This is a genomic window from Bordetella genomosp. 13 (assembly GCF_002119665.1).
Taxonomy (GTDB): Bacteria; Pseudomonadota; Gammaproteobacteria; order Burkholderiales; family Burkholderiaceae_B; genus Bordetella.
The window spans coordinates 4,285,845-4,312,389 of record NZ_CP021111.1 but is presented as its reverse complement, the minus strand read 5'-3'; the positions used below and the strand labels follow the sequence as shown (position 1 = coordinate 4,312,389).

At 70.3% G+C, this 26,545-nt stretch carries 17 protein-coding genes; 10 read left to right on the top strand and 7 right to left on the bottom strand.

Annotation, left to right across the window (positions count from 1 at the left end):
• Positions 1-92 precede the first annotated feature (92 nt).
• From CAL15_RS19415 to CAL15_RS19390, 6 genes are all read left to right on the top strand, one after another.
• Positions 93-740: a VTT domain-containing protein gene (locus CAL15_RS19415; protein ID WP_086079996.1), complete on the top strand. Its 648-nt coding sequence runs from the start codon at positions 93-95 to the stop codon at positions 738-740.
• 242 nt (positions 741-982) lie between these two features.
• Entirely contained in the window at positions 983-1,636 is a 654-nt protein-coding gene (locus CAL15_RS19410; RefSeq protein WP_157666692.1) for a TonB family protein, read from the top strand.
• Positions 1,633-2,184 (top strand): RNA polymerase sigma factor, encoded by a 552-nt coding sequence (locus CAL15_RS19405; protein WP_086079994.1) that lies wholly within the window; start codon positions 1,633-1,635, stop codon positions 2,182-2,184. The genes CAL15_RS19410 and CAL15_RS19405 overlap by 4 nt, the downstream gene beginning before the upstream one ends.
• 8 nt (positions 2,185-2,192) lie before the next feature.
• Positions 2,193-3,158 carry a FecR family protein gene (locus CAL15_RS19400; protein WP_086079993.1) on the top strand — a complete coding sequence of 322 codons (966 nt, stop codon included), beginning with the start codon at positions 2,193-2,195 and terminating at the stop codon, positions 3,156-3,158.
• A gap of 200 nt (positions 3,159-3,358) precedes the next feature.
• A complete protein-coding gene (locus CAL15_RS19395) occupies positions 3,359-14,875 on the top strand; it encodes a filamentous haemagglutinin family protein (RefSeq protein ID WP_086079992.1) in 11,517 nt (3,838 codons plus the stop codon).
• Positions 14,876-14,878: 3 nt separating this feature from the next.
• Positions 14,879-15,406 carry an RNA polymerase sigma factor gene (locus CAL15_RS19390; protein ID WP_086079991.1) on the top strand — a complete coding sequence of 176 codons (528 nt, stop codon included), beginning with the start codon at positions 14,879-14,881 and terminating at the stop codon, positions 15,404-15,406.
• A gap of 53 nt (positions 15,407-15,459) precedes the next feature.
• Here the strand turns inward: CAL15_RS19390 and CAL15_RS19385 are convergent, their stop codons facing one another.
• Positions 15,460-16,872, bottom strand: a complete 1,413-nt coding sequence (locus CAL15_RS19385) for an N-acetylmuramoyl-L-alanine amidase (protein WP_157666691.1) — start codon at positions 16,870-16,872, stop codon at positions 15,460-15,462.
• A complete protein-coding gene (gene tsaE / locus CAL15_RS19380; RefSeq protein ID WP_086079990.1) occupies positions 16,812-17,351 on the bottom strand; it encodes a tRNA (adenosine(37)-N6)-threonylcarbamoyltransferase complex ATPase subunit type 1 TsaE in 540 nt (179 codons plus the stop codon). Before tsaE ends, CAL15_RS19385 begins: the two co-directional genes overlap by 61 nt.
• A 142-nt stretch (positions 17,352-17,493) precedes the next feature.
• Here tsaE and fumC point away from each other — a divergent pair, with 142 nt between their 5' ends.
• Positions 17,494-18,885, top strand: coding sequence for a class II fumarate hydratase (fumC, locus tag CAL15_RS19375; protein WP_086079989.1), 1,392 nt, complete (start codon positions 17,494-17,496; stop codon positions 18,883-18,885).
• A gap of 85 nt (positions 18,886-18,970) precedes the next feature.
• Here the strand turns inward: fumC and CAL15_RS19370 are convergent, their stop codons facing one another.
• Positions 18,971-19,939, bottom strand: a complete 969-nt coding sequence (locus CAL15_RS19370; protein ID WP_420042562.1) for an AEC family transporter — start codon at positions 19,937-19,939, stop codon at positions 18,971-18,973.
• A 121-nt stretch (positions 19,940-20,060) separates the two neighbouring features.
• Between CAL15_RS19370 and CAL15_RS19365 the strand changes: the two genes are divergently transcribed.
• On the top strand, positions 20,061-21,050 hold the full coding sequence (locus tag CAL15_RS19365; RefSeq protein WP_086079987.1) for a tripartite tricarboxylate transporter substrate binding protein BugE: 990 nt from the start codon (positions 20,061-20,063) through the stop codon (positions 21,048-21,050).
• Between the two features lie 135 nt (positions 21,051-21,185).
• Here the strand turns inward: CAL15_RS19365 and CAL15_RS19360 are convergent, their stop codons facing one another.
• From CAL15_RS19360 to CAL15_RS19350, 3 genes are all read right to left on the bottom strand, one after another.
• Positions 21,186-22,064, bottom strand: coding sequence for a LysR family transcriptional regulator (locus tag CAL15_RS19360; protein WP_086079986.1), 879 nt, complete (start codon positions 22,062-22,064; stop codon positions 21,186-21,188).
• Positions 22,065-22,135: 71 nt separating this feature from the next.
• A complete protein-coding gene (locus CAL15_RS19355; RefSeq protein ID WP_086079985.1) occupies positions 22,136-23,383 on the bottom strand; it encodes an alpha-hydroxy acid oxidase in 1,248 nt (415 codons plus the stop codon).
• 22 nt (positions 23,384-23,405) lie between these two features.
• Entirely contained in the window at positions 23,406-24,407 is a 1,002-nt protein-coding gene (locus CAL15_RS19350; protein ID WP_232468038.1) for a Bug family tripartite tricarboxylate transporter substrate binding protein, read from the bottom strand.
• Between the two features lie 144 nt (positions 24,408-24,551).
• Between CAL15_RS19350 and CAL15_RS19345 the strand changes: the two genes are divergently transcribed.
• Positions 24,552-25,427, top strand: a complete 876-nt coding sequence (locus CAL15_RS19345) for a LysR substrate-binding domain-containing protein (protein ID WP_086079984.1) — start codon at positions 24,552-24,554, stop codon at positions 25,425-25,427.
• Positions 25,428-25,438: 11 nt separating this feature from the next.
• Here CAL15_RS19345 and CAL15_RS19340 read toward each other — a convergent pair whose 3' ends face one another.
• A complete protein-coding gene (locus CAL15_RS19340; protein ID WP_086079983.1) occupies positions 25,439-26,392 on the bottom strand; it encodes a LysR family transcriptional regulator in 954 nt (317 codons plus the stop codon).
• Between CAL15_RS19340 and CAL15_RS24465 the strand changes: the two genes are divergently transcribed.
• Positions 26,385-26,528, top strand: a complete 144-nt coding sequence (locus CAL15_RS24465; protein ID WP_157666690.1) for a hypothetical protein — start codon at positions 26,385-26,387, stop codon at positions 26,526-26,528. The genes CAL15_RS19340 and CAL15_RS24465 overlap by 8 nt on opposite strands.
• Positions 26,529-26,545 lie beyond the last annotated feature (17 nt).

The following is a 26,545-nucleotide window of genomic DNA, read 5'->3' as shown; positions in this document are numbered from 1 at the left end:
CGGCCATCTGGCGGTGTCGCGGTCGCACCGGCGCGCGGGTTTCCGTGCGCTATAGTCCGGGGCGTTCCGGACATTTCAGCCGCTGCCTGCCCATGCTCGATTTCTTCAACATGATTCTGCACATCGACCAGACCCTGGGCGTGTGGGTGGCGCAGTACGGGGCCTGGGTGTACCTGGTGCTGTTCGCGATCGTGTTCGCCGAGACCGGCCTGGTGGTGTTCCCTTTCCTGCCCGGCGATTCGCTGCTGTTCATCGGCGGCGCGTTCTGCGCCACGGGCAACATGGACGTGATCACGCTTTGCGTGCTGCTGGTGTTCGCGGCGGCGCTGGGCAACACGGTGAACTACGGCATCGGACGCTACATCGGGCCGAAAGTCTTCACGCTGAACGTGCGCTTTCTCGATCGCGCCGCGCTCTTGAAGGCGCATATCTTCTACGAGCGGCATGGCGGCAAGGCCGTCGTGTTGTCCCGCTTCGCGCCCGTGCTGCGCACCTTCGCGCCCTTCGTCGCCGGGGTGGCGTCCATGAACCTGGCGCGCTTCCAGATGTTCAATATCGGCGGCGCGCTGCTGTGGGTGGTGGGTCTGGTCACGATGGGCTATTTCTTCGGCAACATTCCCATCGTGAAGGATCACCTGAATGCCATCGTGCTGGCCGGACTGGCCGCTGCCGTCGTGCCGGTGGCGCTGGCCGCGCTGGTGCGCCTGTGGCAGCGTCGCGGCGGGCGGCCCGCCCGCTGAGCGCTCGGGCGGGGGCGGTCCCCGCGTGTCACCGCTAGGTCATATTCCGCCACTACGATGCGGTGCGCCCCGGCCAGGGCGCTTCTTCCCTCTTGGCGCCGGGCGCGCTGGCTTTCCCAGAACATCCTATGACAGGCCGCAGCGCATCGGTCGGTTTGCTTGCCTTGGTGGCGCTTCTGGCGTGCGTGCCGCCGTGGTTCGCGAATGCCCATGCACAGGCGGCGGCCGCTGCCGCTTCCTCCATGGCGTCCGACCAGACGATGCTCGACTTCGATATCCCCGCGCAGGGTCTGGGCGATGCCCTCGAAGCCTACAGCCGGCAGACCGGCATGGCCGTGCTGCTCGACGACCGCCATGCCGAGCTGCGCGCCAACGGCGTGCGCGGCCGCTATGCCGCCGGCCGTGCTCTGCAATTGCTGCTGACCGGCATGGACCTGCGGGTGCGCTACCCCGATTCGCGCTCGGTCGTGGTGCATGTGCCCGAGCCCGATCCGGCGTCCGCGGCGCCCGCGCTGCGGACGCCCGCACTGGTGGCGGCGGCGGACATTCCCGGCGCTTCCGGCTCGGGCGCCGACACCGCGGCCTATATCGGATTGATCCAGAACACACTGAGCCGCGCCTTGTGCGCCTCTCGCACGACGCGGCCGGGCGGCTACCGGCTGGCCCTGCAGCTGCGCCTGGACGCCCAGGGCGCCGTACAGCGGATGCGCCTGCTGGACAGCACCGGCGACTCCGCTCGCGACAGCGCCGTGTCGAACGTGGTGCGCCGCCTGCGCATCGGGGCGCCGCCGCCTCCGGCCATGCCGCAACCCGTTTCCATCCTGGTGCTGCCGGCCGGACCGCACAGCGAACCCGCCTGTCCCGCCGTGGCGTATTCCGGAAACGCGAGGCCATGAACGACAGCCCCCGCGCCACGCTGCGCCTGCGCCTGGCGGCCCGCTACGCCGAACTGCGCGGGCGGCTCGAGCGCATCGTCGGGTCGCGCGATGCCGCCGCCGACGCGCTGCAGGAAACCTGGTTGCGCCTGGAGGCCACGGCGCAGCCCGCTGGACCGGTGCATAATCCCGACGCCTATCTGCTGCGGATGGCGGCCAACATCGCCACCGACGCCTATCGCCGCGACAACGCCCTGGTCTCCGACAGCGAACGCGAGGCGCTGATGCACATCGCCGACGAGGCGGCCGATCCGGCGCGCATCGTCACGGCCAGGCGCGACCTCGCCGCCCTCGAGGCCGCGCTGGCCGAACTGCCGGCGCGCCGCCGCGCGATGCTGGCCGCGGCGCGCGTCGACGGCCTCTTGAATGCCGAGATCGCCGAGCGCTTCCAGGTGTCGGTGGCCACGGTCAAGAAAGAGTTGCAGCAGGGCATGCAGCACTGCCGTGCGCGACTGGCCGATACGCAGGCCGTGCAGCGCGGCAGCACCATCGGCCGCCGCAAATTCTGAGTTCCGCCATGACTGCCCGCCCCGAGTCCTACGCCACGATCCAGCAACAGGCCGATGCCTGGTGGGTGGAGCTGCGTTCCGAGCGGCTGACGCGCGCCCAGGCCGACGCGTTTCGCCAGTGGTGCGCGCGCAGCCCCCAACACGCGCGCGCCTGGCGCGAGGTGATGGAGGCATGGCAGGCAATGGCGCCCGTGCTGGACGAAGCCGCTCGCCGCGACCCGCGGCTGGCTCATCCCGCGCGGCCTACGCGCGGCGCCGCCTGGCGGCCGGGCCGGCGCGCCTTCATCGGAGCGGCCCTGGCGGCGCCCGCCTGCGCCGTGCTGGCCGTGCGACCGCCGTTCGCGCTGTGGCCGTCCGTCATGGACCTGGCGGCAGACTATCGCACGGGCACCGGCGAGCAGCGCCAGGTGGCGCTGCCCGAGGCCACCGTGCGGATGAACACGCAGACGCGCATCGATCTGCATGCCGAAGACATCGAACTGCTCGGTGGCGAAGTCGAGGTCCAGACCAGCCCCGGCCTGCGCCGGCCGGTCACCGTGCTGGCCGGCAACGGGCGCCTGTCCGCCCAGGCGGCGCGTTTCAACGTCCGCTACACCGGACGCTCCGTGTGCGTCACCTGCCTGGACGGTGCCGTGGACCTGCTGTATGGCGCCGAGCGGCGCCAGCTGCAGCCCGACAGGCAACTGAGCTACGACCAGCGCGGCATGGGCGAGGTCGATGCCGTCGATCCGGCCGTCGTGTCGGCCTGGCGCACCGGGTCGCTGAATTTCGTCGGCCGGCCGCTGGCCGAGGTGATCGACGAGATCAACCGCTACCGGCCGGGCCGCGTCGTGCTGCGCAATGCCGAGCTGGGCCGCCAGTCCGTACGCATGCGCTTCGCCATCGACCAGACGGACGCCGCGCTGCAGATGCTGCGCGATCTGTACGGCGCCCGGCTGACGGAGCTGCCGGGCGGCATCGTGCTGATGAGCTGACGGCTTGCCGCCCCCTGCGGGGGCGCTTTCGCGTTGGGGCGGCCGTCGACAAAAGTATGCCGGGCGAAATGGCGTTATCCCTTTTGCCTGTGGGATTCGTCTTGGGATGGAAGCGCGGCTGCCGGCCATGAGGCGGGCAGGGACCGCGCAGGGCGGCCGCCGGCGCGCCGCCCGTGGCTCTCATCAGGAAAAGGCATTCCATGAATTTCCCGTCCCCGCGTTTCCGTCGCCATGCATCCGTTTCCGCCGCAAGGTTGACACCGTTGGCCCAGGCGCTGGCGGCGCTGCTGATGGCCGGCGGGCTGTCGCTTCCCGGTTCGGCGCAGGCCCGCGCCTGGTTCGCCGCGGAAGGAGCGGGCAAGACTGCCGCCGCGGGAGCCTCGGCCAGGGCGCAGGCCGGCCGCGCCGGCCCGGGGCCGAGCGGCTCGGCCGCGCAGCAGGCGGCGGCGCGCCAGAAGCTCGCGCGCTCCGTCGAGAACCTGAACCGTACGGCCGGAGCGATCGCGGCGGCGCAGGCCGCCCAGGCGGCTGCCCGGCAAGCGGCTCAGGCCGCCGGGTCCCCGGTGCCCGACGGCCTGGCCGAAGGCGGGCTGAAACTGGCCGCGGGCGCGGCCGACGACGCCCTGGCGCCTTCCGCGGTGCGCGACGCGGCCCTGTGGCAGAACGCCAGGCTGCCTGTGCAGAGCCGGGCGAACGGCCACACGACCGTGCAGGTCGAGCAGACCGCCGACCGCGCGATCCTGAACTGGGAGACCTTCAACGTCGGCAGGGACACCACGGTGCGGTTCCAGCAGGACGACAGCTGGGCCGTGCTGAACCGGGTCGTCGATCCCGCGGCGCGGCCGAGCCAGGTCCTGGGCCGGATCCAGGCCGACGGCACGGTGCTGGTCGTCAACCGCAACGGCATCGTGTTCGGCGGCGCCAGCCAGGTCGACGTGCGCAATCTCGCCGTCGCGGCCGCCCACATCTCCGATGCGCAGTTCCGTGACCACGGCCTGTATGGCGCCACCGCCGACACGCCCAGCTTCACGGACGCGGCGGGCAAGGTCACGGTGCAGGCCGGCGCGCGGATTTCCACGCGCGAGCCTGCCTCGGTGACGCAGGGCGGGGGCTACGTCCTGCTGCTGGGCACGGAAGTCTCCAACGCCGGCGCCCTCGCCACACAGAAGGGGCAGGCGCTGCTGGCCGCCGGCGACCACTTCATCCTGCGCAAGGGCATGGGAACCGAGGGCGTCACGCATGCCACCACGCGCGGCAGCGAGATCGCGGCGCAGCGCGATCCCGACGGCCTGGACGTCGACGGCAACCTCGTGCCGAACCCTTCCGGCGCCGTGCTCAACACAGGCCTGATCCTGGCGCGCGAGGGCGACGTCACGCTGGCCGGCCACGACGTGCGCCAACAGGGCGTGGCGGTGGCCACCACCACCGTGAACACGCGCGGCACCATACACCTGCTGAACTCGCACGGCGACGCCGCCGGCAGGGTCGCGCTGGGCGCGGGTGCGATCACGGCGGTGCTGATCGAGGACGACGGCCAGACGGCGCTGGACAGCCAGCGCAGCGCCTTGCTGAGCGAATCCGCCGCGCAGGACCGGCTGCGCACGCTGGCCGCGCCCGGCGCCTTCGACAACTATTCGCGGCTGGGCGATCGGCGCGACCAGTCGCGCATCGAGATCGTCTCGGGCGGCGAGGTGGCGTTCGAGGGCGGCAGCCTGACGCTGGCCACGGGCGGCCAGGTCGTGGCCGACGCCAAGGGCCGCAGCGTGCTGGCCGATCGGGCGCAGGTCGACGTATCGGGCGCGGTGGGCGTGCGCGTGGCGATGGAGAGCAACAGCATCCAGGTCAACGTGCAGGGCAACGAACTGCGCGATGCTCCCGTGAACCGCGACAGCGGCAGACTCATCAACAACGATGTGTGGGTCGACCGGCGCCGCCTGGTTCTGCTGCCCGCGGGCACGGGCGGCTATGCGTCGGATCGCTGGTACACGGCCGGCGGCCTGCTGGAGGTCGGGGGCTATCTGGGCAACCAGGGGCATACGGCGGGCGAATGGGCCGCGCAGGGCGGCACGGTGACGCTGGCCGGCGGCCAGGTGGTCACCCAGACGGGCTCGACGGTGAACCTGGCGGGCGGCACGCTGGACGTACAGACGGGCTATGTGCGGCAGTCATGGCTGCGCGGCGCGGCGGGCGGGCTCTACAGCCTGGACTCGGCGTCCGCGGACGTCGCCTATCGCGGCTTCTACAAGGGATACGAGGCCGCCAGCCCGCGCTGGGGCGTGACCTCTTACTATCGCAGTCCCCTGATCGGCCCTTCCCAGTGGCGCGAGCCCGGCTATACCGTCGGTCGCGACGCGGGAACGCTGATCGTCAGCGCGCCGGCCGCGGTGCTCGACGGCGATATCGACGCGGCGGTCTACAACGGACCGCGCCAGTTCCAGGCGCGCCCCGCCGGACTGCAGGACGGCTACCTGCTGGGCCAGACGCAGGTGGCGCGCGCGGCGGGCCTGGTCGTCGGCCGCGTGGCCGGCGTGGGCTTCCAGTCTCCCTACGACAGCCGCATCGTGGTGGGCGGGGCGCAACAGGGCGAGCCGCCGGCCGACACGCTATGGCTGGACGCGGCCCACCTGAGCGGCATGGGACTGGGCCGGCTGGAGCTCGCCAGCGCCAGCGGCATCGCCATCACACAGGACCTGGCGCTGGCCGAAGGCGGAGCGCTTCAACTGATCGCGCCGGACGTCGACATCGCCGCCACGGTCACCGCGCGCGGCGGAGCTGTCGACGCCACCAATGTCTTCGACCACGATCAGCGTTGGGGGCCGGCGAGCCCGCTGCTGGACGTCGACGGCGGCTCGCGGATCTCGCTGCGCGCAGGCGCGGTGCTGGACCTGCGCGGCGTGCGGGCCGATGCCGCGCAGGATGCCGCCGGCGCGAGCCGGCGCGGCTGGATCGACGGCGGCGAAGTCCACCTCGCCGCCACGGGGGACCTGGCGCTTGCGGCGGGCAGCCGGATCGACGTGTCCTCGGGCGCGGCCATCCTGGAGGACGGGCAGGTGCGGGGCGGCAAGGGCGGCGACATCACCCTCGCGGCCAATCTCTACGTCAACAGCGGCGGCGCGGCCGCGGGCCGGCTGACGCTGGACGGCGCCTTGCTCGGCCATGGCGTCGCGGGAGGCGGCACGCTCAGCGTGGGCGGCTTGCCGGTGCTGGTCGCCGAGGACGGCGCGGCGCTGCAGGCCGGGCAGGTCCTGCTGAGGCCCGGCCTCTTTCGCAGCGGCTTCGCGCACTACGAGATCGGGGGCGGGGCGCTGCCCACTTCCATCGCCGTCGCGGACGGCACGGTCGTGGACGTGGAAATGCCGGTGTACCGGCTGGCCGAAACCGGTGCTGCCGCGCCGGCGGAGGGGGACGACTTCCAGGTGTGGACGCCGCCGCTCTACCAGGCGGATCCCACAGGCGCGGCGTTCGCGCAGCGCAAGGGAGCCAGCCTGTCTTTCGTCAACGCCGCGGGGGTGACGATCGGCACCGGCTCGCGCATCGAAGTCGACCCCGGCCAGTCGATCGCCATCTCGGCGAACGGGCAGGTCACGATCGACGGCCGGCTCGACGCGTGGGGCGGCACGATCGCCATCAACAGCGGGCTGGGCATCGGCCAGCCGGGCGATCCCGTGTCGGGGCGCTCGATATGGATAGGCGGCAATGCCGTGCTCGACGTAGCCGGGCGCGCGGTGAGCGGACGCGACGAGCCGGGCGGCCGGCCTTTCGCGCACGTCCATGACGGCGGCACGATCCGCATCGGCACCGATGCCAGCTCGCTGGACGACCCCGCGCTGCCGGCATCGCTCACGCCCTTGCTGGTGATCGTCCGTCCAGGCGCCGTGCTGGACGCGTCCGCGGCCAGCGCGACAATAGACCTGGACGCCGGCACGGCCGGTCCGTCGACGCGTTCCGGCTTGCGGACCCTGGCGGGCAAGGGCGGCACGATCACCCTCGCTTCGTCCACGGGGCTTGCGCTGGACGGCGAGATGCGCGCGGCCGGCGGCGGCGCGGGCGCGGCGGACGGCAGCCTCAACCTGGTGCTCGAAACGCGCTTCTACGGCGACGGCGTCCCCGATGCGGTCAAGGCGCCGCGCATCCTGAGCGTGTCGCAGACGCGCCAGCCGTCCTTACTGCCCGCCGGGCTGGCGCCGGGCGAAGACCACGCGGCGCTGGGCTATGCGCAGGCGCGGATCAGCGCCGAACAGGTGCGTGCCGGCGGCTTCGGCAGCCTGTCGTTGTGGAGCGCCGACGTCATCCGCTTCGAGGGCGACGTATCGCTGCAACTGAACCAGGGCCTGGCCCTGCGGCGCGGCGTGATCGCCGTGGCCGACGAGACGCCCGGCGCCCATGTCGCCCTCTCGGCGCCAGTCGTGCGTCTGGACGGCTCGGTGTCGCGCGGGGTGAGCGGCATGGAGGGGCTGCACTCCGGCCTGCGCAAGGTGAAGGGGGGTTCCTGGCAGCCGGCCGTGACGGCCAACGCCGCCACCCTGGCGGTCGAGGCGGACCTGATCGATATCGGCAACTGGCTCGCGTTCGGCGCCTCCGACAGCTACGACATCGCCTTCGTGCCCGGATCGAATTTCGCAACCATCACGCGTCCGTTCGAGGCGGCGGGCTTCGCGGACATCCATCTTTCCAGCCGGGGCGACATCCGCCTGCGCGGCGGGTCGATCGCCACGGCGGGCAACATGACGCTGACGGCGTCGCAGATCTATCCCGTGACTGGCGCGAAGGCGACGATACTCGCCGGCGCCGTCAAGCAGGACGGCAGTGTCCGGCCCCGCCCCGACAGCGTCCTGGCCATCCGGAGCAACGGCCGCGCCGCGCCGGCGCCCATGTCCATCTTCGGCTCGCTCGGCCTGCTTGCCGGTCTCATCGACCAGGGCGGCGTGCTGCACGCGCCGCTGGGCGACATCCGCCTGGGCGTCAGCGTGGGAGGCGCGGGGTTCTACGAATATCAGAACGGCGGGCGCGTACTGTTGCGCGACGGCAGCATCACTTCCGTCAGCGCTGCAGGGCTGGCCATCCCCTATGGCGGCACGGTGGACGGTCTCAAGTACCACTACAACGGCCGGGAACTGACTCTGCCCAATCTCATGGCGCTGGACGCCATGGGCAGGGTCGAGATCGTCGCGGACAGGTTCGAGGCCGAACCCGGCGCCGTGCTCGACCTCTCGGGCGGCGGCGAGCTGGCCGGGGCCGGCTTCGTCGCCGGCCGCGGCGGTTCGGTCGACATCCTCAGGACGCCGCTGGCGGCGGCCAATCCCAGTTTCGGCTTTAGCGCGGCCGGCAACCGCGTCTACGCCATCGTGCCCGGCTATACCGCGGACTACGCGCCTCTCATGCAGGAAAAGGGGGCGGGCGACCCGGCCGTCGGCCAGCAAGTCCAGGTGCCCGCGGGCATTCCCGGACTCGCCGCGGGCACGTATACCTTGCTGCCGTCGAACTTCGCCCTGCTGCCCGGCGCCTTTCGCGTCGAGATCGGCGCCGGGCTGCGGCGCGATCCGGGCGTGATCGCGCTGTCCAACGGTTCTTACTCCGCGGGCGGCTATCTCGGTGTCGCCAACACCGGCATCGGCGCCGTCCTGCCCAACCAGATCGTGGTGACGCCCGCGCAGGCCGTGCGCGCGCATTCGCAATACAACGAGGCCAGCTACAGCCGCTTCGCGCTGGAGCAGGCCGCCCGGTTCGGCACCACGCGGGCCCGCCTGCCCCTGGACGGCAAGCAACTGGTGCTGACGTTCGAGGAGGCCGGCGAAGCCCTGGACTTCAAGGGCGTCGCGCGCTTCGGGCCGGACGAGGGCGGCTATGCCGGCTCGCTGCTGGTCCAGGCCCATAAGGACGTGGAAATCAAGGCCGCCGGCAGCGCGGCCACGGCGGGCATGGTGTCGCTGGACGCGGAAGACCTGTCGCGCTTCGCCACCGGAACCCTGTTCGTCGGCGGCGGATACGATTACCGCTCGGGCGGCAACGTCTACCTGCGGGGCCGCCTGTTCACGGACGCTGACATCGCCGTGCGCAAGGGCGCAGTGCTAGAGGCCGGGCAGATCCTGCTGGCGAGCAACAACGTGTCCGTCGAGGACGGCGCGGTCCTGGACACCACACGCAATACTTTCGCGGTCCCCGACTCCACGCTCGGCTATGTCTTCGCCAACGGCAATACGCCGGATGACACGCAATTCGGCTCGGTGCTCGTGGTGGCCAACGGCTGGCTCAATCTCCTGCCGGCCGTGGTGCCCAGAAACAGCGTCTCCAGCCGTCTGGTGGTGGACGACGGCGCAGTCCTGCGCACGCGCGGCACTATCGGGTTCGTGGCCTCGGACCAGCTCTCGCTCGGGCAGGCACAGTTGAACGCGCGCTACCTGGCGCTGAGCCTGCCGGCCGTGAACGTGGGAACGGAAAGCTCGCTGGCCGCCGCCCAGGCGGCGGGCGTGCTGGGCACGGGCTGGAACCTCACCCAGACGACGCTGGATCGCCTGCTCAGCCCCGCCACGACGAATCTGGCGGCCCTGGAGCGCCTGTCGTTCTCGGCGCGCGACGGGATCCGCTTCTATGGCGATGTGTCGCTGGACGCACGCAACCGCGCGGGCGGTTCGTACGAAACCATGGTCGTGCTCAACACGCCGGCCATCTACGGCTGGGGCGGAGCGGACACCTCCGCGGTGCTGGCGGCCGACACGCTCGTCTGGAACGGCATTGCCACGGGCAGCGGCACGGTGGCCGATCCCTACGCGAGCCTGCAGCCGCCCGCCGTGCAGCCCGGCGGCGCCGGCACGGGCTCGGGCCATCTCGCGTTCCAGGCGCGCGAGATCCACTTTGGCTACGATCCGCTGGCGTTCAGCCAGAACAGCGCGGAGGTCGAGCGGCTGGCGCTCGGTTTCTCGGGTGTGGATCTCGTGGCCAGCGAGAAGCTGACCGCCAACAACCGCGGCCGCGTTTCCTTCTATCGAAGCGGCACGGACGCGGCGTCCTACGCGGGCGGCGATCTCACCATCACCACGCCGCTGCTGACGGCCGACAGCGGAGCGATGATCGACATCCGCGCGGGCGGCGCGATCGCGGTGAACGCGGCCGGCACGACCGCGGCTGCGTCGTCGCAAGCCGACCTGGGCGGCGAGATCCGCCTGCAGGGCAGCTCGATCCTGCTCGATACCACGGCCGCCTTGCCGAGCGGACGCCTGGTGATGACGGCGCAAGGCGATATCGCGTTCGGCGATCGCGCGGTCGTCGACCTGGCCGGCCGCGCCATTCCGTTCTTCGAGGTGACGAAACACAGCTGGGGCGGCACGCTCGAGATGGAAAGCCACGCGGGCCGCATCACGCAGTCCGCCGGTTCGGTGATCGACGTATCGGCCCGCGACAACGACGCCGGCGCGATCGACGCCGCGGCGGCGCAAGGCGTCGCGCTGTTCTCCGGCACCCTGCGCGGCGGCGCCGACGGCGGCAACGCGGGCGGCTTCTCGCTGTCCGCGGACACCATCGCCGATTTCGGCGGCCTGAACACGGTCCTGAACGACGGCGGATTCTTCGGCGAACGCCGCTTCACCACCCGACGCGGCGACCTGGCCGTCGGCAGCGAGGTGAAGGCGCGGTTCGTCACGATCTCGGTCGATGGCGGCAGCCTGGTCGTCAACGGCCGTATCGATGCCAGCGGCGGGAAAGCCGGCAGCATCCGGTTGTCGGCGCGCGACGGCCTCACGCTGGCCGCCGGCGCGGTGCTCGACGTGCGCGGCACGGTGCTGCAGGCCGACAGCCGCGGCGCGGCGATCGACGCCTCCAATCGCGGCGTGATCGAACTGACCGCGAGCCGGGGCGCCGTGATGCTGGCCCAGGGCGCCGCGATCGACATGCGCTCGGCCGACGGCATTGCGCGCGGCCGGCTGGAGATCAACGCGCCGCGCGTGGGCGGCGACGACATCGGCATCGACGCGGCGGCCCGCGTCGACGTCTCGGGCGCGGCCAGCATCGCGGTCAATGGGTTCCGCGGCTATATGCCTGCGGGCGGCATCATCGACCAGGGCTACCTGGACGGCATCCATGGCGACAGCGCCGCCTTCATCGCCGCGGCCGGCGCGAATGGCGCGCTGCAGGCGCGGCTCGCCGGACTGCGGACCTACGGTCCGGCCTTCCACCTGCGGCCCGGCGTCGAGATCTCGAGCACCGGCGGCTTGGCGACGCAGGGCGATCTCGATCTCTCCGGCCATCGCTACGGTCCCGGCGCAGATCCCGGCGTGCGAGGCTCGGGCGAGCCCGGCGTGCTCGTCGTGCGCGCGGGCGGCGACATCAAGATCAACGGCAGCATCAACGACGGCTTCGCGCCGCCGCCGCCCTCCCCGGACGACTACAACTGGGAAGACGGCCGCGCCGGACAGGTGTGGGCGCTTGCGCCGATGCTCGCGCCGGGCTCGCAGTCCTGGTCCATGCGTTTCGTCTCCGGGGCCGATCTCGCGGCCAGCGATACCCGCGCGGTCCGCCCCGTCCAGGCGCTGGACGCGGGCGGCGACCTGGTTCTCGAGGACCGCCATCGCGCCGGCGGCTGGATACTCGAGGCGATCAGCGTGGTGCGCACCGGCACCGGCTATCTCGACATGATCGCCGGCCGCGACTACCGCCATGCCTCGCGCTTCGGCGTCTACACCGCCGGCGCCGCCTTGCCGGAAACGCAGGCCTACAGCGGCATATGGCTGACCGACGGCGGCGGCGACGTGCGCGTCGAGGCGGGCCGCGACATGACCGGCTATGCCTACATCAGCGACCTCGACACGAACCAGCGGCGCGTCAACGAATGGCTGCGCTGGCAGGACGGCGCCTGGGGCATCAATTTCGGCGCCTATATCACGGACACCTGGGGGCTGGACGAACTGGCCGGATTCGACGGCATCGGCGCGCTGGGCGGCGGCAATGTCACGCTGGTGGCGGGCGGCGATGCCGGCGTCACGACGCCGCAGACCATGGAAGTCAACCCGGACATGGGCTTGTACGAGACCCGGTCCGGCGGCCTGGTCGTCGCGGTCGGCGGCGGAGGCCATGTCGACGCCGGCGGCACGCTGCGGCAGACGGGCGGCGGAGATATCGTGATGCAGATCGGCGGCCGCCTGAACGCCGCACCGCTCGTGCACCCGAACAACCCGGGAGCCGGCATGCTCGTGAGCGTCCGCGGCGACGTGTCGGTGACCGCCTCGGCCATCGGCCTGGTGACCGATCTGAACTACGGCTTTCCGGTGGGCTATCCCGACCCGCGGCCGATCGACCCCACGCATCCCTACGACCGACGGCCCGACAGCGGCCTGATGCTGGCGCTCGGCGACAGCCGCGCCCGGCTCAACACGCGCGGCGACCTCGTCCTGCTGCATGCCACCGATTCCGGCGCGACCGACCTGGCCAGCGCCGGGGGCTCGTACATTCCGTCCATCAGCGCGCCGGGTTTCTCGCTGTGGACGGACCGCACCGCCATCGACCTGTTCTCCGCGGGCGGCTCGGTCGCGCCCATCTCCTCTTATTCGGCGACCAGCGGGGCCTTCAACGACTACTACACCGACGCCTACTCGGATCGTCCCTATCCCCCGGCGCTCGGCGTCGTGGCCGCCGGCGGCGACGTGCTGGTGGCCGGCCGGGCCGAGCTGATGCCCTCGCCCAGCGCCCGGCTCGATCTGCTGGCGCGCGATTCGATCTACTACGGCTACAACCCCAGCGGAGAAGGCAATTACCTCACGATCTGGGGCCCGGAAGAGGGCGGCGCCACGGCCTACGGACCCATGCGCTTCTACGCCGTGCACGGGGACATCACCAACCTGCGCACGGGGTACGTCCGGAATCCGACGACGGGGCAGCCCGCCTATGTCGGCGGCGGCCCGGTGTGGATGCGGGCCGGCCGCGACATCATCGGCGCCGGCGGGGTGGACGACCGCGCTTCCGACTGGCTGGACGAGGCCGGCATCGGCGGCCTGATCGTCCACAGCGGCGACAACGACATATCGATCGTCCAGGCGGGCCGCGACATCATCTATGCCAATCTCAGGATCGCCGGCCCCGGCACGCTGGAGGTGACGGCGGGCGGCGACATCTATCAGGCCGACCAGGGCTCGCTCGTCTCCATCGGTCCGGTCGCGGAGGGCGACATCCGCCCGGGCGCGTCGATCGCCGTGCAGGCCGGCGCGGGCGCCGCCGGCCCCGACTGGACCGCGCTGGCGGCGCTGTATCTCGATCCGGCCAACCAGGCCGACATGAGCCCGGGCCATCCGCTGGCCGATCAGCCGGGCAAGGTGGCGCGGGTCTACGGCGGCGAACTGACGCTGGCCGGCTGGCTGCGCCACGAGTTCGGCTATCAGGGCGACGACGCCGGCGCGCCGGACTGGCTGGCGGCCAGGCAGGACGAGCTGAATGGGTCGCGCGCGGCGCAGGGCAAGTCGCTGCGCGACCTGAACCGCGAGTACGCGGACGTCAGCCAGGCGTACCTGGTGAACTGGCTGCGCGGGCGCTACGCGCAGCAGTACGACGGCACGACCGATGCGCGCGCCTTCTTCGCGGCGCTGCCGCAGGAGCAGCAACGGGTCTATCTGCGCAACGTCTACTACGCCGAACTGAAGGCCGGCGGGCGCGAATACAACGACCCGACCAGCCCGCGCCATGGCAGCTATCTGCGCGGCCGGCAGGCGATCGCCGCGCTGTTCCCGATCTACGAGACGGGCGGGGACCTGGCCGCGCAGATCCAGTCCGGTCTGGACCCGCAAGGCAGCGACGCGGCGGGCCAGCCCTATGCGCAGAAGTACGCGGCGATCGCGCGCGGCGGCGATTTCACCATGTTCAGCTCCGCCACCGGCACGCCGGATGCCCCGTCCTATAAGACGATCGACAGTTCCCTGCGCACCCAGTTCGGCGGCAATGTCAGCGTGCTCGTGCCGGCCGGGCAGATCGTGGTGGGCGTGCAGGGCGTGGTGCCGGGCGGCATGTCGGGCATCGTCACGCAGGGCGAGGGTGACATTTCACTGTACTCGCGCGGCTCGATCCTGCTGGGCCTCTCTCGCATCATGACCACTTTCGGCGGCAGCATCCTCGGGTGGTCGGCGGAGGGCGACATCAACGCGGGGCGGGGCGCCAAGACCACGGTGATCTACACGCCGCCGCGGCGCGTCTACGACCGGTGGGGCAACGCGGCGCTGTCGCCGCAGGCGCCGTCTTCCGGCGCGGGCATCGCCACGCTGGCGCCCATTCCGGAGGTGCCGCCGGGCGACGTGGACCTGATCGCGCCGCTGGGCACGATCGACGCGGGAGAAGCAGGCATCCGGGTGTCGGGCGACATCAACGTGGCGGCGCTGCACGTGCTCAACGCGGCCAACGTCCAGGTGCAGGGGGAATCCAAGGGCGTGCCGGTGGCGGCGGTGGTGAACACCGGGGCCCTGACCAGCGCCAGCGCGGCCGCCACCAACGCGGCCACGACCGCCCAGGACGCCGTATCGCGCACGCGCACGGCGGCGCGGCAGAACTTGCCGTCGATCATCAGCGTGCAGATCCTCGGCTTCGGCAATGAGCCGCCCGCATCGCCGCCCGGCGACCGGGCCAGCGACGCGGGCGGCGCCGCATACAACCCGCGCAATGCCGTGCGCGTGCTGGGCCTTGGGGAATTGCCGGAAGGCGCGCGCCGCCAGTTGACCTCGCAAGAGCGCGCCAACCTGGGCCTGTAAACCATGCCGCCACCCACAGCGGGGCCGGCCGCGGCCGACACCGTGCGGCTGCGGGCGTGCCTGGTCGAGGACTACGCGCGCCTGCACCGCCGCCTGAGCATGCGCCTGGGCTGCGCCGACCTGGCGCGCGAGAGCCTGCACGATGCCTGGGTATGCCTGGGCGAGCGGCGCGCCGCGCCCATGGCCGGTTGCCCGCAAGCCTATGTGTACAAAGTGGCCTGCAACGCGGCCATCGACCGGCTGCGCGCCGAAGGTCTATGGCGCGCGGCGCACGAGGCCGGCGTGCCGGCGTTGCTCGAAGCGGTGCCCGATGCCGGCGCGGGTCCGGCCGCATTGGCCGAACTGCGTTCCGAACTGCGGGCCGTCGCTCGCGCGGTGGCGCGCCTGTCGCGCCGCGACCAGGCCGTGCTCGCGGCCATCAGCCTGGACGAGCAGAGCCGGCAGCAGGTCGCGGGCCGGTACGGGCTGTCGCTGCGCAAGGTCGATACCGCGCTGCGCCGCGCGCGGGATTGTTGCGCCGCGCCGGGCTGAACGGCCAGCGCGATGAGGGACGCCGCCGATATGCCGACGCGCAGCGTCGGCTGCTACGACACGTCGCCCACCCGCGCCAGGGGCGGATTGGCCGTGAAATAGCGATCGATGCCGGTGAGCATGGCCTGCGCGAGTTTCTCGCGATGCGATTCCGACTTCAGCAGCGCCTCTTCGCGCGGATTGCTGATGAATGCCGTCTCGACCAGGATGGAGGGGATGTCGGGCGCCTTGAGCACGGCGAAGCCGGCCTGCTCGACTTCGTTCTTGTGCAGGCGGTTGATCTTGCGCAGTTCGTCGAGAAAGGCCGTGCCGACCCGCAGCGAATCATTGATCTGCGCGGTGGTCGACAGATCGAGCAGCACTTTCTGGACTTGGCGGTCATGCGAGCCCAGGTTGACGCCGCCGATCAGGTCGGCCGCGTTCTCCTTGTCGGCCAGCCAGCGCGCCTGGGCGCTGGTGGCGCCGCGATTGGACAGCGCGAACACCGACGTGCCGTTGGCGGTGGGCTTGATGAAGGCATCGGCGTGGATGGACACGAACAGGTCGGCGCGCACGCGCCGCGCCTTCTGCACGCGCACGTGCAGCGGCACGAAGTAGTCGTCGTCGCGCGTCAGGTAGGCGCGCATGTAGGGCTGCGCGTCGATCAGCGTCTTCAGCCGCCGCGCGATGCTCAGCACCACGTCTTTTTCGCGCAGGCCCGAGCGGCCGATGGCGCCGGGATCCTCGCCGCCATGGCCCGGATCCAGCGCGATGGTCAGCATGCGCTTGCGGCCGCTGGCCTGACGCGGGGTGGAGGGCGTGGGCGTGGGCACCGCCACGGCCGGCGGGCGCGGCGTGGGCGTGGGCAGCGCGGGCGCCGCCTGCTGGCCCGGCTTCATGGGCAGGTTCTCGTTGCCGCCCTGGCTCTGGGCCGTGCCGTTGCGCGCGATCTCGTCCAGCACGCGCGCCAGCGGATCGTCCACGTCGGGACCGGCCTGCTTGTTCAGGATGGCGATCAGCGGGTCTTGCGCGATCTTGGGGTACAGGTCGAGGACGAGGCGGTACTGGTAGTCGGCAACGGGCTTCAGCGTGAACACCTGCGGCGCCACGGCCTGCTTCAGGTCGAACACGATGCGCACGACATTGGGCCGGTTCTGCGCCACGCGCAGGCCGCTGATGTAGGGGTCGCCGGGACGCACTTTCGAGACCAGATCGTTCAGCGCCGCGCTGACCGACAGGCCCTCGATATCCACCACCAGGCGGTGGGGGCCTTCGAGCGTGAAATGCTCGGCCTTCAGTTCGTGGTCGAGCTCGAGGGTGACGCGGGTGTATTCATCGGCCGGCCAGGTACGCACCGCCAGGATGGTCGCTGCCTGCGCCATGCGCGGCAGCACGGGCAGCACCATCAACGTGGCGGCGACGCTGATCAGGCGCCGGCGGGTGGCGGAGCCTGCATCGAGGGCGGGGGGATGATCGCGTTCAACCATGTTTGTCCTCGAGCGGTGTACGCGGTCAGGGCTGCGTCACGCCCCTGGCCGGCGTAATCCAGGGCGATCAGCAGGTCCGGGGGCGGTAACAGCTCCCCTGCACGCTCGGGCCATTCGACGAGAACGACTGCATCGTCGCGCAGCAAATCTCTGAACCCGGCGTCTAGCCATTCGCGCGGATCGCTAAATCTATAAAAATCAAAGTGATAGAAGTATAAGCTAGAAATTTTATAAGACTCAAGCAGCGCATAGCTGGGACTTTTGATCCGACCCCGGATGCCGCATTCGCGCAACAGCGCGCGCGTGAAGGCCGTTTTGCCCGCGCCGAGGTCGCCGCTAAGGTGGATCCGTCCCCCAGGCGGCACGCCGGCGCGACCGTCCACCAGGGGGGCCAGCTGGCGGGCCAGCGCCTCGGTGGCCGCTTCGTCGGGCAGGTGCAGGACCTTCCTGGAATGGGGCGTTTCGGGTGGCTGAGTCATGGCGATATCCGGGCAGAGTGTTAAAACCGGCAGGAGTGCCCGCGATTATAGGAAGCGAGCTTTCTGCTACGCTTTCGTTGATATCGATTCTCGTTCAAATTCCTGGCCCGGCCAGGATCGTCCGCAACGGAGCCGCACCGCCATGAAAACCCGTACCGAGAAAGACACCTTCGGCCCCATCGAAGTCCCCCAGGACCACCTGTGGGGCGCGCAGACGCAGCGCTCGCTGCACTTCTTCGCCATCTCCACCGAGAAGATGCCGGTGGCGCTGGTGACGGCCATGGCGCGCCTGAAACGCGCCGCCGCCCAGGTCAATGCCAGCCTGGGCGAGCTGGACGGCAAGATCGCCGACGCCATCGCGCAGGCGGCGGGCGAAGTCATCGACGGCAAGTGGCCGAACGAGTTTCCGCTGTCGGTGTGGCAAACCGGTTCGGGCACGCAGAGCAACATGAACATGAACGAGGTGCTGGCCAACCGCGCTTCGGAACTGTTGGGCGGCGAGCGCGGCGAAGGCCGCAAGGTGCACCCCAACGACCACGTCAATCGCGGCCAGTCCTCCAACGACACGTTCCCCACCGCCATGCACGTGGCCGCCGCGGTCGAGGTCGAGCATCGGCTGCTGCCGGCCCTGAAGGCGCTGCGCGCCACGCTGGCCGCCAAGAGCGCCGAGTACTACGACATCGTCAAGATCGGCCGCACCCACCTGCAGGACGCCACGCCGCTGACGCTGGGACAGGAACTGTCCGGCCACGTGGCGCAGCTGGACCTGGCCGAACAGCAGATCCGCGCCACGCTGCCGGGCCTGCACCAGCTGGCCATCGGCGGCACTGCCGTCGGCACCGGCCTGAACGCGCATCCCGAATTCAGCGCGCGCGTGTCGGCGGAGCTGGCGCGCGACACCGGCACCGCGTTCGTGTCCGCGCCCAACAAGTTCCAGGCGCTGGCCTCGCACGAGGCGCTGCTGTTCTCGCATGGCGCGCTGAAGTCGCTGGCCGCGGGGCTGATGAAGCTGGCCAATGACGTGCGCTGGTTGTCCAGCGGCCCGCGCTCCGGCCTGGGCGAGATCAGCATTCCCGAGAACGAGCCGGGCAGCTCCATCATGCCGGGCAAAGTCAATCCCACGCAGTGCGAAGCCATCACCATGCTGGCCGCGCAGGTGCTGGGCAATGACGTGGCCATCAACATCGGCGGCGCCAGCGGCAATTTCGAGCTCAACGTGTACAAGCCGCTGCTGATCCACAACTTCCTGCAATCGGTGCGCCTGCTGGCAGACGGCATGGCAAGCTTCGACCAGCACTGCGCGGCCGGCATCGAGCCCAACCGCGAACGCATCGCCGAGCTGGTCGATCGTTCGCTGATGCTGGTGACCGCGCTGAACCCGCACATCGGCTACGACAAGGCCGCGCAGATCGCGAAGAAGGCGCACAGGGAAAACCTGTCGCTGAAAGAGTCGGCGCTGGCCCTGGGCTACGTGACCGAAGACGAGTTCGCGCGCTGGGTGGTGCCCGCGGACATGACCAACGCCAGGCGTTGATGCGTCGATCGGGTGGGGCGCTGCCGCGCCTTGCCCGAACGCGGCGCCTGGCTGCCGCTTCGCCCGGCCATGCGGCCGATGATGACTAGTGCGTGCCGGCCAGCATCAGCCACAGCGGAATCGTGGCCGCCGACAACAGTGTGCCCAGCGAGATCAGCACCGCCACCATGCGGCCGTCGCCGCCCATGCGCATGGCCAGCACATACGCCGCCGAGGCCGTGGGCAGTGCCGCGAACAGCAGCAGCATGCGCGATTCTAGCGGCGGCAGCCCGAGCAATGCGGCAACGCCGATCGCGACGGGCGGCAGCACCAGCAGCTTGACGACGACCATCCACGCGATCAGCCTGGCGTGGCCACGGCCGCCTTCCCATGACAGGCTCGCGCCCACGCAAAGAATGCCCAGCGCCAGCGCGGCCGCGCCCAGCCGGCCCATGACGGTGTCCACCGGGACGGGCAGCGTCAGTCCCGCCAGGTTGCATGCCAATCCCGCCAGCGTCGAGATCAGCAGCGGATTGCGCGCCAGTTCCTTGAATACGTTGCCGCCGCTGTGGCGCGCCAGCGCATACACGGCGGCCACGTTGCACATGGGCACCGCGAAGCCGACGATCAGGGCCATGACGGTCTGCCCCTGTGCGCCGCCCAGGCTGGCCGACAGCGCCAGGCCGATGTAGGTATTGAACCGGTATCCGCACTGCGCCGCGGATGCGTGCGCCAGCGGGGCGCTGCGCAGCACGGGCAGCGCCAGCCACGACAGCGCCACGCCCGTGGCCACCACCATGGCCGTGGCCTGCAGCAGCATCACCGCGTTGCCGGCCGTGATGGGCGTGCGCAGAATGGACTGGAACAGCAGCGCGGGGAACAGCACGAAATACACCATGCGTTCCGTGCCGGCGAAGAACTCGCGCGAGTATCCCAGCTTGTGGCGCAGGGCCCATCCAAGCGCGACCAGCAGGAAATCGGGCAATACCAGCAGTGCAACCGACATGTATAAGCAATGAAAATTGGGGAAAGGCGCCAATGGGCGATGCGTGGATTTGCTGCTATTCTCCGGGATCACCAAGGGGACGCCCACGGCTCAAGCCCAGATAAAAAACAGGGCATGTTACGCAGGGCATGTATCCAAGCACAAGGCGGCCTTCAATCCACGGGCCCGCATTCTAGGAGGAATTAGAACCATGGTTAAAGTCCACACCCTGGCCAAGGCCATCGCGCTGTCATGCGGTATCGTCGCGGCGGCCGGCGCGTCGGTCGCGCAAGCCGCCGGCTTCCCCGATCGTCCCATCCGTGTGATCGTGCCGTTCGCGCCGGGCGGCTCCACCGACATCATCGCGCGCCTGGTCACCACGCGCATGAGCCAGGAGCTGGGCCAGCCGATGGTCGTCGAGAACAAGGGCGGTGCGGGCGGCGCGATCGGCGCGGCCGAGGCCGCCAAGGCCGCGCCCGACGGCTACACGCTGTCCATCGCCACCGTGTCCACCATGGCAGTCAATCCCGCTTGTCGTCCCAACGACCTGCCGTACGACCCCATCAAGGACTTCCAGCCCGTCACGAACTTCGCCAACACGGCCAACGTCGTGGCCGTCAATCCCAAGTTCCCGGCCAAGGACTTCAAAGAATTCCTCGAAGTCCTGAAGAAGAATCCCAACAAGTACTCGTACGGCAGCTCGGGCACCTGCGGCGTGCTGCACCTGATGGGCGAGTCGTTCCGCATGGCCACGGGCACCGACATCGTGCACGTGCCTTACAAGGGCTCGGGCCCGGCCATCGCCGACGCCGTCGGCGGCCAGATCGAACTGATCTTCGACAACCTGCCTTCGTCGATGCCCCAGATCCAGGCCGGCAAGCTGCGCGCCATGGCCATCGCCTGGCCCGAGCGCATCGGCTCCATCAAGGACGTGCCCACGTTCGCCGACGTCGGCCTGCCGGTGCTGAACCAGCCCGTGTGGTACGGCCTGTTGGCGCCCAAGGGCACGCCGATGGACGTCGTGAACAAGCTGCGCGACGCCGCCGTGGTGGCCCTGAAAGACCCGAAGGTCGTCAAGATGCTGGACGAGCAGGGCTCGGCGCCGTCGGGCAACACGCCCGAAGAGTTCGCCAAGGAAATCCAGAGCCAGTACGACTGGGCCCGTGACGTGGTGAAGAAGCAGAACATCAAGCTCGAGTAATCGCGCCATCCGCGACTGACATCGCGACGCCCCTTCCGGTGATGCCGGAAGGGGCGTTTTTCATGGGTTCGTGCGAACGAAGCGCGACGTCCGGCCATGCGGGATCGAACGTGCGCTGCCTTGTCGGTCGCCGATTCAGTCCGCGGACTTTCCGCAGGCGTGCCGCAGCCGCTCTATCAGTTCATGGTGCAGCGTCGACACCGGGTCGTGGCTGCGCATCATCACGCTGATCGGCACGCGCAGCGCGGGCGTGATGGGGCGCAGGTTCATGCCGGGACGCTGCATGGCGCGCGCCGTGATGCCGTCGACGATGGCCTCGCCGCAGCCGGCCTCGGCCAGCGCGCAGGCCACGTAATGGGTCTGCACCTGTATCGCCACGGACGGCGACAGCCCTTGCGCATCCAGCGCCATCTGCAGCGATGCGCCCGACGCATCGCGCGCGTCCAGCACGATCAGCGTGTCGCCGCCCAGTTCGTGCAGGCCGATCGGGCCGCTGCCCGGCTTGCGGCTCACGTGCACCAGCTCGGTATGGCCGATGGGCGTGCGCGCCAGGCCGGGATACTCGTTGGTGTCGAAGGTGATGGTCAGGTCCAGTTCGCGCGTCAGCAGGCCCTGCACCAGCTCCGCGCTGTGGTGGGTCTGGATGTCGAAGGTCAGCCCCGGCCGCGCGTCGCGGCTGGCGCGCACCACGGATGGCAGCAGTCCCAGGCCCAGCGCGGGGGCGCAGCCCAGGCGCATGTGGCCGTGCGGGCGTTCGCGCAGGCTCGCCGCCAGCCTGCGCACGCTGCCCAGGTCCTGGCTCAGCCGCGCCACTTCGGGGGCAAGCAGCTCGGCCTCGCGCGTGGCCACCAGCCGGCCCTTGACGCGCTCGAACAGCTTGAAGCCCAGTTGCGATTCGGCGTGCGCCAGCAGCTTGCTGGCGGCCGGCTGCGTGATGTGCAGCGCGGCGGCGGCCTCGGTCAGCGATCCGGTGCGGCGGATCGCCTCGAAAATCTCGATGTGGCGCAGGCGCATGGGGACGGCAGGTGGACGCGACCCTCCGATTCTATGCGAGCCGAAGGACATGACCGCTGCGGCATCGGCGGCTATGCCGCCGGCCGGCGCCGAGCCAGATGCGTCGCGGCGTTCAGCTGATCTATCGCCGTCACGCCCAGCATGGCCATGTCGCGCGAGATCTCCTGGGTCAGCAGCCGGATGCCGTGCTGCACGGCCGGCAGCCCGCCCACCGCGGCCGCGTAGCCGAAAGGCCGGCCCACGAAGGCCATGCGGGCGCCCAGTGCCAGCGCCTTCAGCACGTCGGTTCCGCGCCGGATGCCGCCGTCGATCATCACGGGAATCTCGGGGCAGGCCCGCACGACCTCGGGCAGCGCGTGCAGCGGGGCGATGGCGCCGTCCAGCTGACGGCCGCCGTGATTCGACACGATGATGCCATCGGCGCCGCAGTCGCGCGCCACGCGCGCGTCGTCGGCTCGCAGGATGCCCTTGACGATCAGCCGGCCGCGCCACTGGCGGCGTATGCCGCGCAGGTCGTCCCAGTTCAGATGGCCGCGTTCGGAAAAGTCGCGCAGCACCGATGGAGAGAGGATGGGCGCGCCGCGGGTGGCGTAGTTGTTCTCGAAATGCGGCATGCCGTGACGCAGCAGGGTGCGCAGGAAGGTGCCGATCAGCCAGCGCGGATGCGTCAGGCCCTGCCACGCCAGGCTTGCGCTGGGGCGCAGCGGCGCCGAGAAACCCATGCGCGCGGTGTTCTCGCTGTTGGGCGGCACCGGCGTGTCCACCGTCACCACCAGCGTCTTGAAGGCCGAGCGCGAGACGCGTTCGATCAGCGCTTCCAGCGCGCCGCGGTCGCCGGGCAGGTAGGCCTGGAACCACGCCCCGGGATGCTGCTCGGCCACGGCCTCGAGCGGGATCAGCGACGATCCGCTCATGATCATGGGCACCGCGGCCGCGCGCGCGGCCTGCGCCAGGACCACGTCGCCGCGATAACTGGACAGCGCCGTGAGCCCCAGCGGCGAGAACCCGAAGGGCGCCGCATAAGTCTCGCCGTACAGCGTGGTGGCGGTGGAACGCTGCGACACGTCCACCATCACGCTGGGGCGGAACCCGTAGTCGGCATAGGCCGAGCGGTTGTCCTGGAAAGACGCGCCCGTCTCGGCAACGGCGCTGATGTAGCCGTACACCGGGCGCGGCAGATGGCGGCGCGCCAGAGTCTCGAAGTCGTCCAGCGACAGCACGCCGCGCAGACGCCGCGGCGCGCGGGCGGTGTTCGCGGCGATGGGCCTGTGGGCGGCGGAGGCGCCCGGAAGATTCGGCATGGCCGTGCTGGAAGTCATTCGAGTATTTCCTGTGTGATTGCTACTCCGGCTTGATGCCGGACTTCTTGATGAGATCGCCCCACTTGACGCTCTCGGCTTGCATGTACTGGCGGAATGCGGCGCTGTCGCGGCCTTCCAGCGTGGCGCCCTGTTCGGCCATCCTGGCGCGCAGTTCGGCATCGGTCAGCGCCTGCTTCACGCCCTGTTCCAGGCGCGACACCACGTTTTGGGGCGTGCCCGCCGGCGCGTACAGGCCGAACCAGGTCAGCGCCTCGAACCCTTTCAGCCCCGACTCGGCCACCGTGGGAATCTCGGGCGCGCTGGGCGCGCGCTGCAGGCTGGACACCGCGATGGCGCGCAGCTTGCCGCTGCGGATGTGCGGCAGCAGCGTCGGCAGGTTGCTGAACATCAGCGGCACCTGGTTGCCCAGCAGGTCGGTGATGGCATTGGCCTCGCCCTTGTAGGGAATGTGCACCATCTTCACGCCGGCCATGGCGTTGAACAGCTCCATCGACACGTGCTGAGGACCGCCCAGGCCCGAGGAGGCATAGGTCAGTTCGCCCTTCTTGCTCTTGGCGTACTCGATGACGTCCTGCACGGTGTGCAGCGGCAGCGAGGGATGCACCACCAGCACCAGCGGCACCGACGCCACCAGCGACACCGGCACGAAGTCCTTGATGGGATCGAAGCGCAGGTTGGGATACATGCTGGGCGCCACCACCATGGTGGACTGCGTGCCCAGCAGCAGCGTGTAGCCGTCCGGCTTGGCGCGGGCCACGGCCTCGGCGGCGATGGTGCCCGTGGCGCCGGCGCGGTTCTCGATCACGTACGGCTGCTCGAACTGCTTGCCCAGGGCCTGGCCCAGCTGGCGCGCCACCAGGTCGACCGCGCCGCCCGCGGAGAAGCCCACCATGACGGTGGTGGAGCGGTTGGGATAGGCGTCCTGCGCCAGGGCAACGCCGTGCAGCGCGCAGGCCATCGTCATCGTGGCGGCCATCAGGGTGCGCAGCGTGCGGCGCCGGGTGGGGTGATCGGGGTGCATGTCTGTCTCCGTGTTGTGTTGGGCCGTGGCGCCGCGGGCGTGGATACGCCTTGGGCAGCGCAACGTGCTGGTTCAATTGTGGATTCCGGATGACTGAAGCACAATTTCGTTTTTGACCATTCAGACTGAAGGTTTTGTGGCTTCATGGACACGCGCTTCCTGGATACCTTCGTGATGGTGGCCGAGTGCGGCTCGATGGCCGAGGCCGCGCGGCGCAGCAACGTCACGCCCACCGCGCTGGCGCAGCGCCTGCGCGCGCTCGAGCGCGAGTTCGGCGTGCCGCTGTTCGCGCGTTCGGGCCGTTTCGTGCGGCTGACCGAAGGCGGCGCCCGGCTGCTCGACCGCGCGCGGCGCTTCCAGCGCGACCTGCGCGAACTGAAGGCCGCCGTCGCCACAGAGGGATTCGCGGGCGGCCTGCGCATCGGCACCATCCGCACGGCGCTGACCAACGTCATGCCCGACCTGCTGAAGTACGTCGCCGAAACGTACCCGCGCCTGGACGCCATGCTCGAGATCGGGGTCTCGCACGAGCTGTACCACGAGGTCGCGGCGGGCAAGGTCGATGCGGCGCTGGTGGTCGAGCCGCCGTTCCGGCTGCCCAAGTCTTTTGCCTGGCAGACCTTGCGCGTCGAGCCGCTGGTGCTGCTGGCGCCGGCCCGGCTGGCGCGAGGCCGCAAGGCGGACGTCGACCAGCTGCTCGCCAGCGAGCCCTTCATCCGCTACGACCGCCGCACCTGGGGCGGTTCATTGGCCGATCAGTATCTGCAGCAGCATGGCGTGCGGCCGCACGAGCGCTTCGAGATGGACGCGCCCGACGGCATCCTGATGCTGGTGGGGCAGGGGCTAGGCGTGTCGCTGGTGCCGAACTGTTTCCGGCCCGAGGCGGTGCCGCGCAGCGTGGCCGTGCTGCCGCTGCCGCGCAACCGGCTCGAGCGCCGGTTGGGCATGCTGTGGCCGGCGCAGTCGCCGTATGCGCGCCTGTTCCGCGAGATGATCGAGGCCGCAACGGCGGCGCAATGAAGCCTGCGCTATCAGGCGGCCGCGCCCCGGCGCGCGCCTTTATCGCGCTTCGCGCGTTTGCGCAATCCGGCCAGCATGGCGTCCAGCCGGTCCGCCAGCATGCCGTGCAAGTCCCGTACCGCGGGCGAGAACTGCCTGCGATGCGGGCACACCAGGCTGAGCGGCGCGGGCTCGCCGGGCTGGTCGGGCAGCAGCAATTCCAGCCGGCCCGTCGTCACGTCGTTGCAGACGTCCAGCCACGACTTGTACGCGATGCCGCGTCCGTCCAGCGCCCAGCGCCGCGCGATGTCGCCGTCGTCGCACAGCAGGTTGCCCTTCACGCTGATCTGCCTGCGGCCCGCGGCGGTGGGGAATATCCACTTGTCGTAGACCTTGCCGCCCAGGAAGAAGGCCAGGCAATGGTGGCCGGCCAGCTCGTCCAGCGTCTTGGGCCTGCCGTGTTCGGACAGGTAGGCCGGCGAGGCCACCAGCACGCGGCGATTGTCGTGGGCAAGGGGCAGCGCCACGTAGCTGGCGTTGTCCGGCAGTCCGTAGCGGATCGCGATGTCGACCGGGTCGCGGAAGATGTCGGTGACGTGGTCGGACAGGAACAGCTTCAACGTGAGCTTGGGATGGGCCTCGCGGAACTCGGTGATCCACGGCAGCAGGACGTTGCGGCCCAGGTCGGACGGCGCCGCGACGCGCAGCGTGCCCTGCAGCGCCTGCCGTCCGCCATGCAGCTGCTCCTGCCCTTCGCGCAACACCGACAGCACCTCTTCGGCATAGGGCAGATAGCGCGCGCCCTCGTCGGTCAGTTTCAGGCTGCGGGTGGATCGCGCGAACAGGCGGATGTCCAGTTCGGCCTCGAGGCGCTGGATGGCCGCGCTGACCTGGCCCGGCGCTATCGAGGCCTCGCGCGCCGCGCTGGAGAAGCTGCCCAGCGCGGCCGTGCGAACGAAAAGCTGAAGATCGTCGACCTTGACCATTTTTACGAAAACCGTGACAAACCGGACGGATTTTGCCGATCTTTCGGAAAATGCGCTTGGGTTTCTCATGCTGGGCATGGAGCCGCCGGTGCTGGCCGCGCGACACATGATCACGGTGCAGGGCAAGGGGAGCTAGGAGGGGCGCGCACCGAG

Excerpts from the sequence above, each read along its gene's own strand:
- CAL15_RS19415 (WP_086079996.1), top strand. The coding sequence starts at position 93 with ATGCTCGATTTCTTCAACATGATTCTGCACATCGACCAGACCCTGGGC.
- CAL15_RS19410 (WP_157666692.1), top strand. The coding sequence starts at position 983 with ATGGCGTCCGACCAGACGATGCTCGACTTCGATATCCCCGCGCAGGGT.
- CAL15_RS19405 (WP_086079994.1), top strand. The coding sequence starts at position 1,633 with ATGAACGACAGCCCCCGCGCCACGCTGCGCCTGCGCCTGGCGGCCCGC.
- CAL15_RS19400 (WP_086079993.1), top strand. The coding sequence starts at position 2,193 with ATGACTGCCCGCCCCGAGTCCTACGCCACGATCCAGCAACAGGCCGAT.
- CAL15_RS19395 (WP_086079992.1), top strand. The coding sequence starts at position 3,359 with ATGAATTTCCCGTCCCCGCGTTTCCGTCGCCATGCATCCGTTTCCGCC.
- CAL15_RS19390 (WP_086079991.1), top strand. The coding sequence starts at position 14,879 with ATGCCGCCACCCACAGCGGGGCCGGCCGCGGCCGACACCGTGCGGCTG.
- CAL15_RS19385 (WP_157666691.1), bottom strand. The coding sequence starts at position 16,872 with ATGGTTGAACGCGATCATCCCCCCGCCCTCGATGCAGGCTCCGCCACC.
- tsaE (WP_086079990.1), bottom strand. The coding sequence starts at position 17,351 with ATGACTCAGCCACCCGAAACGCCCCATTCCAGGAAGGTCCTGCACCTG.
- fumC (WP_086079989.1), top strand. The coding sequence starts at position 17,494 with ATGAAAACCCGTACCGAGAAAGACACCTTCGGCCCCATCGAAGTCCCC.
- CAL15_RS19365 (WP_086079987.1), top strand. The coding sequence starts at position 20,061 with ATGGTTAAAGTCCACACCCTGGCCAAGGCCATCGCGCTGTCATGCGGT.
- CAL15_RS19360 (WP_086079986.1), bottom strand. The coding sequence starts at position 22,064 with ATGCGCCTGCGCCACATCGAGATTTTCGAGGCGATCCGCCGCACCGGA.
- CAL15_RS19355 (WP_086079985.1), bottom strand. The coding sequence starts at position 23,383 with ATGACTTCCAGCACGGCCATGCCGAATCTTCCGGGCGCCTCCGCCGCC.
- CAL15_RS19350 (WP_232468038.1), bottom strand. The coding sequence starts at position 24,407 with ATGCACCCCGATCACCCCACCCGGCGCCGCACGCTGCGCACCCTGATG.
- CAL15_RS19345 (WP_086079984.1), top strand. The coding sequence starts at position 24,552 with ATGGACACGCGCTTCCTGGATACCTTCGTGATGGTGGCCGAGTGCGGC.
- CAL15_RS19340 (WP_086079983.1), bottom strand. The coding sequence starts at position 26,392 with ATGGTCAAGGTCGACGATCTTCAGCTTTTCGTTCGCACGGCCGCGCTG.